This is a genomic window from Actinacidiphila sp. bgisy145 (genome assembly GCF_057708125.1).
On the sequence record NZ_JBYIRL010000098.1, the window covers coordinates 1 to 3,251 of the forward strand.

Annotated in this window: 2 protein-coding genes; one reads left to right on the plus strand and one right to left on the minus strand. The window is 69.1% G+C overall.

The window, feature by feature from the left end:
• The coding region (locus AC3ERT_RS36425; RefSeq protein ID WP_435179451.1) for a glycoside hydrolase family 10 protein at positions 1-1,010 on the minus strand (1,010 nt) is incomplete at its 3' end.
• Positions 1,011-2,280: 1,270 nt separating this feature from the next.
• Between AC3ERT_RS36425 and AC3ERT_RS36430 the strand changes: the two genes are divergently transcribed.
• Positions 2,281-3,251: arabinofuranosidase catalytic domain-containing protein (locus tag AC3ERT_RS36430; RefSeq protein ID WP_435179454.1), on the plus strand; the 971-nt coding region annotated here is incomplete at its 3' end.

Here is a 3,251-nt window from a genome sequence, read left to right on the forward strand (position 1 = left end):
GACGAGGACCCGCCGAGGGCGGTCACCGTGGCGTCGTAGGCCGGTTTCGGCTGGAAGTCGCGGTCGTACATGGTCGCGGCGCCCCAGCCGGGGAAGGTGCCGTCGATCCAGGAGTGGCCGTCGTCCACCCCCCACTGCGAGATGCCGACACACCGTGCGACCGCGAGGCAGTCCTTGGTGACGTTGCCGTAGTCGGTGGCCTGCTGCTGGAGGTTCGCGGTGGAGGCCGGCAGCTGGATGCGGTCGTCGAGTTCGGTCACGGCGACGTCCAGGCCCAGGTTCGCGAAGCGCTGCATGTTCGCCTGGAAGTCGGAGGGAACCTGCCCGACGATGAAGTGGCTCTCGAATCCGATCCCGCCCAGGGGCACCCCCTGGGCGAGCAGGCCCTTGGCCAGGTTGTACATGGCGTTGCTCTTGGCGTTCTCCCCCTCGATGCCGTAGTCGTTGATGTAGAGCCGGGCGCTCGGATCGGCCGCGTGGGCGGTGCGCAGGGCCTCGGCGAAGTAGTTCTGGCCCATGGCCTGGTAGAACACGTCGTTGACGAAGGAGCCGTCGCCGTTGAACGGTTCGTTGACCACGTCCCAGGCGTAGATCTGCCCCTTGTAGTGGTTGACCTCGGTGGTGATGTGCGCGTCCATGGCACCTTGCACCTGGTTGGCCGGCAAGCTGCTGACCCAGGAGGGCAGTTGGGACTGCCAGACCAGGTTGTGGCCGCGGACGCGCATGCCGTGGGACTTCGCGTACGAGGCGATCTGGTCGCCGGGCCCGAAGTTGTACTGGCCGTTGGCCGGTTCCGTGGTGTCCCACTTCATCTCGTTGCCGGGGGTGAGCGCGTCGAACTGCGCGTTCGCGATGGCGGTCTCGTTGCCGTTGGAGAGGTCCGAGGCCGTCAGGGCAGTGCCGTAGTAGCGGCCCTGGGCGTCGGCGAGGGTGTGAAGTGACGTGGCTGCCTGGGCGGTTCCCGCGGTGCCCAGGGCGAGGAGTGGGGCACCTGCCGCGACGACGGCCATGCCGGTCACGAGGGAACGCAGCCGGGAGCACCGTAAACGGAGCAGGCGGAATTTCTGGGTCATGTGTCCTCCAGCAGTGGAATGGCAGCGACTACCTGCGAGGGACGCGCAACCGCCAGGAGGAGCGATCTCATGCGCGCGGCGTGGAGGAGCGGAGGGACACACCCGACGGGCAGGTCCCCGCCCCGCACGAACGATCCGATCCGGCAATCGGAAGGGGCCGACAAGGGCCGCGACGCATCAGACAAACAGAAGGAGCCGGTGGCGTCAATGACATGGAGCGCAATTGAGCCGGGGTGAGCCGGCCGGCCCGTCCCGAACACGCCATTGTGTGCGAAGGGTTGACAGTGGGTTCCGCGGAGGTGGATGCTCCCGCCGTCGGATTCGAGGCAGCCAGCTTCCGCGGACCGGCATCTGCGGTAGTTTTGTTAGCGCTCACACCCTTGGCCTCACCCCCCACGACCAGGAGACATGAGTGAACACCCGTAGAAGACGGCCCCATTGCGGGGCGAGATTCCCAGCCCGCGCGCCGGCCCGGCCGAAGACCGGCCCTGGACTTTCCGGCCCTTCGGCTCCTCGGCTCTTTCGGAGCGGACGCCGGCGGATTCCTCCCCGCATCCGTCCGTGGGCACGGCCGCACCGGCCATCCGTGGCCGCCGACCGGTGGCCACGGCGGTCGGCGGCTGCCGCTGACCCGGAGCGCACGTAGGCGCGGGCGGGGCGAAGCGTGCCCCGAGGAGGGCGTTCGCCTCGCGCGCGGCTGTTTCCGGGTGCGCCGTCGCGGGATCTGCCAACGCCGGGCGCCCGACGCCCGGATGCCGCCGACACGGACGCGGCCCGCGGCATGGACCGGTCCCGGTCGTTTCGCCGGGGTGCCGACCCGCTCGGTTCGCCGTGTTCCGGCGCCCGCCGTTTCCTCGTCGGCGCAGGCTTCGGCGCAGGCTTCGGAAGTGGGCCGGTTTCGCGCGCGTGCTCTCCCCCGAAACGTCCGGGCCGCCGGGTCATCGCACATGCCGGAGGCCGGATCGTCTCCGCATTCCTGGAAGGAGTAGTTCAGCTTGCTGGGAGAAAGAAATATGTTAGCGATCACATTCGAAGAGGGAGTTCCATGGGAACCGCATCCGTGAAAGGTCTGCTCGGTCGCCTGCTCGACGCCGCCGGCGCGGTGCTCGCCGGTCCGCCGCAGCGCCCGTCGTCACGTAAGGCCGCCTTTCTGGCTCGGGTGGCGGCCGCGGCCGTACTCGTCGTCGGCGGGTTGGTCGGGGCCGGGATGTCGTCGGGGACGGCGCAGGCCGCCACGCCCGGGCCGTGCGACATCTACGCCAGCGGTGGCACGCCCTGCGTGGCGGCGCACAGCACGACCCGGGCGCTGTACTCCTCGTACAGCGGCTCGCTCTACCAGGTCAGGCGGGCTTCGGACAACGCGACCCAGGACATCGGCGTGCTCAGCGCCGGGGGGTACGCCAACGCCGCGGCGCAGGACTCCTTCTGCGCCGGCACCGCTTGCGTGATCACCGTGATCTACGACCAGTCCGGACGGGGCAACAACCTCACCCAGGCGCCCGCGGGTGGCGCGGCCGGCGGACCGGACAACCTCGCCGACGCCACCGCCGCTCCCACCACCGTCGCCGGTCACAAGGCGTACGGCGTCTTCGTGGCCCCCGGCACCGGCTACCGCGACAACCACACCAGCGGCATCGCCACCGGGGACAACCCCGAGGGCATGTACGCCGTCCTCGACGGCACCCACTACAACGGCGGCTGCTGCTTCGACTACGGCAACGCCGAGACCGACAGCAACGACGACGGCAACGGCACCATGGAGGCCATCTACTTCGGCAACATCAAGGTCTGGGGCTACGGCTCGGGCAACGGACCCTGGATCATGGCCGACCTGGAGAACGGCCTCTTCTCCGGCGTCAACCAGCACCTCAACTCCGGTGACCCCACCATCAACTACCGCTACACCACCGCGATCATCAAGGGCGGCCCGAACCACTGGGCCATCCGCGGCGGCAACGCGCAGTCCGGCAGCCTGTCCACCTTCTACGACGGCGTGCGCCCCAACGTCTCCGGCTACAACCCGATGAAGAAGCAGGGCGCCATCATCCTCGGCACCGGCGGCGACAACAGCAAGGGCGCCCAGGGCACCTTCTACGAAGGCGTCATGACCAGCGGCTACCCGTCCGACGCCACCGAGAACAGCGTCCAGGCCAACATCACCGCGCAGGGCTACGGCAA